The sequence below is a fragment of the Bradyrhizobium sp. genome (assembly GCF_035273305.1).
Taxonomy (GTDB): domain Bacteria; phylum Pseudomonadota; class Alphaproteobacteria; order Rhizobiales; family Xanthobacteraceae; genus Bradyrhizobium.
Genome location: NZ_DATEPI010000313.1, coordinates 1 through 5,875, shown reverse-complemented (window position 1 = coordinate 5,875; position 5,875 = coordinate 1). Strand labels below are relative to the sequence as shown.

6 protein-coding genes and 1 pseudogene are annotated in these 5,875 nt (G+C 59.4%); 4 read left to right on the top strand and 3 right to left on the bottom strand.

The genetic code is table 11. The features are described from left to right. From VJV58_RS20750 to VJV58_RS20740, 3 genes are all read left to right on the top strand, one after another. A partial coding sequence (locus VJV58_RS20750) for a chemotaxis protein CheB (protein ID WP_324139241.1) occupies positions 1–500 on the top strand: 500 nt, incomplete at its 5' end. Further along, positions 497–1,369, top strand: a complete 873-nt coding sequence (locus tag VJV58_RS20745) for a protein-glutamate O-methyltransferase CheR (protein ID WP_324139240.1) — start codon at positions 497–499, stop codon at positions 1,367–1,369. The genes VJV58_RS20750 and VJV58_RS20745, both read left to right, overlap by 4 nt. 153 nt (positions 1,370–1,522) lie before the next feature. Further along, the gene (locus tag VJV58_RS20740) at positions 1,523–2,251 is read left to right on the top strand and encodes a hypothetical protein (RefSeq protein WP_324139239.1); all 729 of its coding nucleotides are present in this window, start codon (positions 1,523–1,525) and stop codon (positions 2,249–2,251) included. 7 nt (positions 2,252–2,258) lie between these two features. Here the strand turns inward: VJV58_RS20740 and VJV58_RS20735 are convergent, their stop codons facing one another. Genes VJV58_RS20735 through VJV58_RS20725 form a run of 3 tightly spaced genes read right to left on the bottom strand, consistent with a single transcriptional unit; the run spans position 2,259 to position 4,474 of the window. Further along, entirely contained in the window at positions 2,259–2,885 is a 627-nt protein-coding gene (locus VJV58_RS20735) for an isoprenylcysteine carboxylmethyltransferase family protein (RefSeq protein ID WP_324139238.1), read from the bottom strand. Between the two features lie 54 nt (positions 2,886–2,939). Beyond that, entirely contained in the window at positions 2,940–3,917 is a 978-nt protein-coding gene (locus VJV58_RS20730) for an NAD-dependent epimerase/dehydratase family protein (RefSeq protein WP_324139237.1), read from the bottom strand. Next, complete coding sequence (locus VJV58_RS20725) at positions 3,914–4,474, bottom strand: DUF962 domain-containing protein (protein ID WP_324139236.1); 561 nt, start codon at positions 4,472–4,474, stop codon at positions 3,914–3,916. Before VJV58_RS20725 ends, VJV58_RS20730 begins: the two co-directional genes overlap by 4 nt. A 496-nt stretch (positions 4,475–4,970) precedes the next feature. On the opposite strand from VJV58_RS20725, the pseudogene VJV58_RS20720 reads away from it, so the two are divergent. Beyond that, positions 4,971–5,875 (top strand): annotated as a pseudogene (locus tag VJV58_RS20720) (carboxypeptidase-like regulatory domain-containing protein); the annotation flags it as partial.

Genomic DNA, 5,875 nt, shown 5'->3' with positions numbered 1-5,875 from the left:
ACCGCTTTCCGGTTTTGATCACACAACACATGCCGCCCACCTTCACCACGATCCTGGCCGAGCATCTTGCGCGCTCCAGCCATCGGCCCGCGCACGAAGCGATAGACGGCGAGGTCGTCAAGCCGGGCCAGATCTATGTCGCCCCAGGCGGCCGCCACATGCGGGTAACGCGACAAGGCGTGGACGCCGTCATCGCTCTGGATGACGGGCCGCCGATCAATTTCTGCAAACCCGCGGTTGACCCATTGTTCAGCTCGGGGATCGATGTGTGGCAGGGCGGCGTGCTCGCGCTTGTGCTGACCGGCATGGGCTCGGATGGCATGCGCGGCGGTAAGGAGATTGTCGCGGCCGGCGGCAACATCATTGCCCAGGATGAAGCGTCGAGCGTGGTGTGGGGAATGCCGGGCGCCGTCGCGAATGCTGGCATCTGCGCCGCTGTTCTGCCGCTTCGACAGATCGCGCCTAAACTAATCCGCTTGTTTTCGGGAGATCGCTCGTGACCCCGCTTGAGTATGAGTTTCTGCGCAAGCTTCTGAAGGAACGATCAGGTCTGGACCTGTCGTCCGACAAACAATACCTAGTCGAAAGCCGATTGATCCCGTTGGCGAGAAGGGCGGGGCTGGCCGACCTCGCCGAGCTCGTCCAGAAAATCAAGAGCGGCGCCGCAGCGCTGACGTCGGACGTGGTCGAAGCCATGACCACCAACGAGACCTTCTTCTTCCGCGATAAAATTCCGTTCGACCATCTGCGGCAAACGATCCTGCCGGCGCTGGTGCAGGCGCGCGCTCATCGCCGCAGCCTGCGCATCTGGTGCGCGGCATCATCCACGGGACAGGAGCCCTATTCGATCGCAATGTACGTGAGGGAATTCGCGGCACTGGTCGGGTGGCGCGTCGAAATCGTTGCGACCGATCTGTCGCACGAGGTGCTTGAGAAATCGAAAGCGGGAATTTACAGCCAGTTCGAGGTGCAGCGAGGGCTGCCCATTCAGATGCTGGTCAGGTATTTCACCCAGATTGGAGAGTTGTGGCAGCTCAATCCGGATATCCGGGCCATGGTTACGCACCGGCAGCTCAATCTGCTGGAGGACTTCTCCCATATCGGCACGTTCGACGTGATCTTCTGTCGCAACGTCCTGATCTATTTCGACCAGGAGACCAAGACCGGCGTGTTCGAGCGCCTTGTGCGAAGCATCGAGCCCGATGGTGTGTTGGCGTTAGGTGCCGCCGAATCGGTTGTTGGAATAACCGATGCGTTCAAACCCTGTCCCGACCGGCGCGGTATCTATCGTCCAAATCCCGATCGATCTGCGCGCGGAGGCGCAGCGCCGCTGATGACGCACGGCTTCAGGGTCGTCGCTGGGCGTTGACCGCGTTTCAAACGTCCGCCTGCGGCAACCCCGTGTTGCACATGAGATACGCGTGGCGATTAAAATAACCTGACTGCTCCACGGCCTGTTGCAGGTGCGAAGATGCGAAGGCTACCCTGCAACACAATAGATGATAGGTCTTCGAGAGGGGCTATGAAGCCATACACTGGCTATACGCGATCGGCACGCGTGTCTTTCTGGCTTCCTCGATCAGTGTTGAACCGCATTGCGGCGTTGCTCATCGCAATCTTTTTGATCGGCTCTCCGGCCGTGGTCAACGCGGCGACGTCGGTGGCCCCCGCCGCGACCGCTCACGTTTACCTGCTGCGCGGCGTGTTGAACATATTCTCGCTTGGGCTCGATGAAGTCGCGGCGAGGTTGCAGGCGAGGGGCATTCCCGTCACGGTGGCGAACTTTGTCTCGTGGTCGGCGCTTGCGAACGAAGCGGCCGCGGAATACAGGAGCGGGCGAGCGCACAACATTATTTTGGTGGGGCACTCCTCCGGCGCGACGGCATTGCCGGATATGGTAGCGCGCTTGGGCCAGCTCGGCGTTCCCGTGAAGCTGGCGATCGGCCTGGATTCAGTCTTCCGCACCAAGCTCGCTGGCAACGCGGAGCGCTATATCAACTTCTACGTCGCTAGTGGGGCCGGCGAGCCGGTCACGCCAACCAAAGATTTTCGTGGTGCGCTGGAGAATGTGGACGTGCAGGGCGTACCTGGTATCGGGCACCTGTCAATCGATAAGAACCCGATCATTCAGCAGAAGGTTATCAGCGCCATCGATGCGGTCGTGTTCAGCCGCGGCGGAGACACGTTCGCCAGGCAAAAGCAGCCGGTGCAGGCGAGTGCGCCCGGGGCTGCCGCGAGCGCGCGCGATTAGGCGCTGTTCAACGTGGCCGCAAAAATGGAATCAGCATTGGGACACGGCGACAGTATGGTCCGTAAGCGTCTGCCCCAAGTTCGCTGGTCAAGAACCCTTCTTCCATGCGAGCCTTCTGCCAAAGCCCGATCGCAATCAGGGATGCGCCCAAGAACGCTGTTACCGTGCCGACGGCGACGGCAGTCGCCAACATGGCTGCGATAAGCCCCGTATAGATCGGGTGGCGAACAAGGCCGTAGGGACCGGTATCGATGACCCGGTGGCCTTCCTTCCGTGTGATCGCGTTCGACCAAAACCGTCCGAGATGAATTCGCGCCCACCAGGTGAATAGCGTGCCCGCCAATGTTACCGCCGCAAGGACGTAGGTAATGGCGTTTCCGGGATTCCAGAGCCGTTGCTCGCCCAATACCCCGGCGGTCCATGGCGTAAGCAATACGGCGCCCGCCAGGATGGGAATTCGGTAGGCGCGGGAGTCCCACGTCCTGACGTGCTTCTCGGTTCGAGCGGAGAAAAAAGCGCCGATCGCCCAGCTGATGAGCCAGACGATCCAGATCAATGCCAGCAACTGGGTCGGCCACGTGGCGGTCCATCCACTCCAGATGACTGCCAGCGCCGAGTTAGCATCATGCGACATACAAAATTATATTCCTGATTGTATCGGGCTGGCAAACGTCGCGCCCGCACGACTCTAAGGGGCGGTCCTGAGCAGATGAGCAATGGTATCTCGCAACGCCGGCTCGACCGGACCTGGAGCGTAGCCCAGTTCATGCTCCGCCTTCCGCGTCGAAAGCGTCGTCGCCCGCAACGCGATCCGGACACCCTCGGCCGTGCCGGAGGGAGGGCGTCGCGTCACATGGTCGGCGACGAATTCCAGCGCCGCCGCGGCAGTTTTCGCAACCGCGCCACAAACCGGTATTTGGACGCGCCGTCCGCCGCTGAGAGATGCCACCAGGCGAAGAATTTTCTTCAGCGGAATGCTCTCACCGCCAAGGAGGTAGCGATGGCCTACCTGGCCGCGCTCCATCGCAAGAATCAATCCCGCGGCGACGTCGCGCACATCAACCAGGTTCACGATAAAGTCCAGATACAATTGAAGCCGGCCAGTGAGGAAATGCCGGAGCATCGCTGTCGGCGGTGTGAGATTACAATCATGCGGCCCGATCGGCATGGTCGGCGTGCCGATCACCACCGGGAATCCCGATCTCGCTGCTTGAACCGCGAACTGTTCCGCGAGCATTTTCGAGCGAGTGTACGGACCGGGCATTTCGTCGGCCGACAAGAGCGCGTCCTCGGCCGAATCGCTTGATGCCGAACGGCGGAAAAGAATGGATTCCGTGGAGCAGTGGAGCAACCGATCGACGCCGTGTTTGCGCGCCGCTGAAATGACTATTTCCGTGCCGCGGCAATTGATCTCATGAAAATCCGCCTTGCTCGGCATCCACATGCCGGGATGGCCAGCAAGGTGATAAACTTGATCGACACCGCGCACGGACTGCTCGACCAGGGTCGGATCGAGCACCGAACCTTGTAGATATTCCACTTCCGGCAAAGCAGAATTGGGGGAGCGAATATCGAGCACCCGAACCTGTCGGCCTTGTCGAACGAGCGCGGATACGAGGTGTTGTCCGATGAAACCGCTGCCGCCGGTTACAAGAATGCTGGTCATGTATGCGGGAGCGACTTGCTCAGATGGTCGGGGAGAGCAGAAGTGTTGCGAACTGCCGGTTGAAGATTTGAAGCGATGATAGCGGCAAGATCATTCCGCAAACCGAGCGCAATATATAATTTGGCCATGACAAACATCGGTCCAATCAGCAAGTGACTTGGGTTGTCCACCAGCGCCGGTTGTCGGCCTTCGAACACCCGATGACCGACGATTTGAAATCCCACACCGATCACGATCAAGGCCGCAGTGATCATCACCACCGAGGCAACACTGGCGTAATTCACAATGAGGCTCGCGGTGGCAAGCAGCAGGAATGCAGCGCCGACGATGCCCATGCCAATGCGAAGGTCGAGCAGCAACCAATAAACCAGAGCTGGAACGACGAGGATGGCTGCAATGCTGATCTGCATGCCTGATGCGTGAACAGGCCACAAGCTCAACGGCAGAACCGCAGCCAGAAACAAGAACATGATTCCGAATACATGCAGCGCGCAATTTCGCGGATCGCGGTGGTATTCCACGTAGTCGGCAAGCTGGCGCTTGAAATGCGCACTCATTCTGGGCTCGCTGTTCATTTGTCGCACACCGAAGCGGCGGAAGCTGACAAAAAAGTGTCGAAAGTTTGCACGCAATCGCCGGCAAAACACGGTCCACTAGAACGGGTGGCCCTGCCAAAGTCAAATCACTGATGCCGGATGTCGTTTGTTCGTGGCGCGCAAGCGGAATGCACCGACATTCTGTCATCATGCAATAGCATCTGCCATTTGCGCCTTGCTTATGGCCTCATTTTGACTTGGGGGCACGTAAGAACGACAAAATGTCGCGACGCTCGCCTTTGTTCCGACCACCTGAACGCTTTGCGGGGCGGCGAGTGTACGAAGATCTCGTCAGCGATGGAGTAATCGCGACAGCCTTTTTGTTTGCGCCATGAAAACTTTGTCGGGAACGCTGATGCGCGGTTCTCGCGGAAGTTTCAACCTCTGGCGTCAATGACAGGTTAGTGTAGGCTCGAGGACTAACGGGTGCCAAAAACCCGGTATCGAGGGGAGCAACATGAATCCGAGAAAGTCGACGCTATCGCTTTTTACGATCGGCTTGACGGTAATCGCAGCAGGGCTGCTTTCTTTGCCTGCTAAGGCGCAACAGCCGGCGGTTACCATCGATGCGGATGATATCGGCGGCGTGGTACGCGGCCCAACCGGCCCTGAAGCGGGCGTTTGGGTGATTGCCGAGACTTCAGAACTGCCTACGAAATTTGCCAAGATCGTTGTCACGGACGATCAGGGCCGGTTTGTGATCCCCGACTTGCCGCCAATGGTGAATTACGAGGTCTGGGTCCGCGGCTACGGTCTGGTGGATTCGCCAAAACTTCGCGCTAAGCCGGGCCAGCTGCTCAGCCTAACGGCGGTGCCGGCGCCGAACGAGGCTGCGGCTGCGCATTATTATCCGGCAATTTACTGGTTCACCCTGTTAAAGATTCCACCGGCCAAGGATTTCGGCGGCAGCACCGACATTCCAAAGGAGATCACGCAAGACATCTGGCGCCAGCGCATGAACAACGTCGATTGCGTCGGATGCCATCAGCTTGGCCAGGAAGCGACCCGCACCATCCCGGCAGCGTTCGGGGAGTTCAAGTCCGGCGAAGAGGCGTGGATGCGTCGTGTTTCCTCCGGCCAGACCGGGGAATGGATGGTGAACCGCCTTGCCGGACAGCTCGGCGGCGTACCGTTCAAATATTTTGGCGACTGGACCGATCGAGTGGCCGCCGGTGAGCTGCCGAAGAACAAGCCGCAGCGTCCGGTCGGTATTGAGCGCAACGTTGTCATCTCCTCGTGGGAGTGGGCTACTGAGAAACATTTCGTCCACGACCTGATCTCCACCGACCGGCGCAATCCGACGGTCAATGCCTACGGCCCGCTATACGGCTCGAACGAATACTCCTCCGATGACATGCCCAT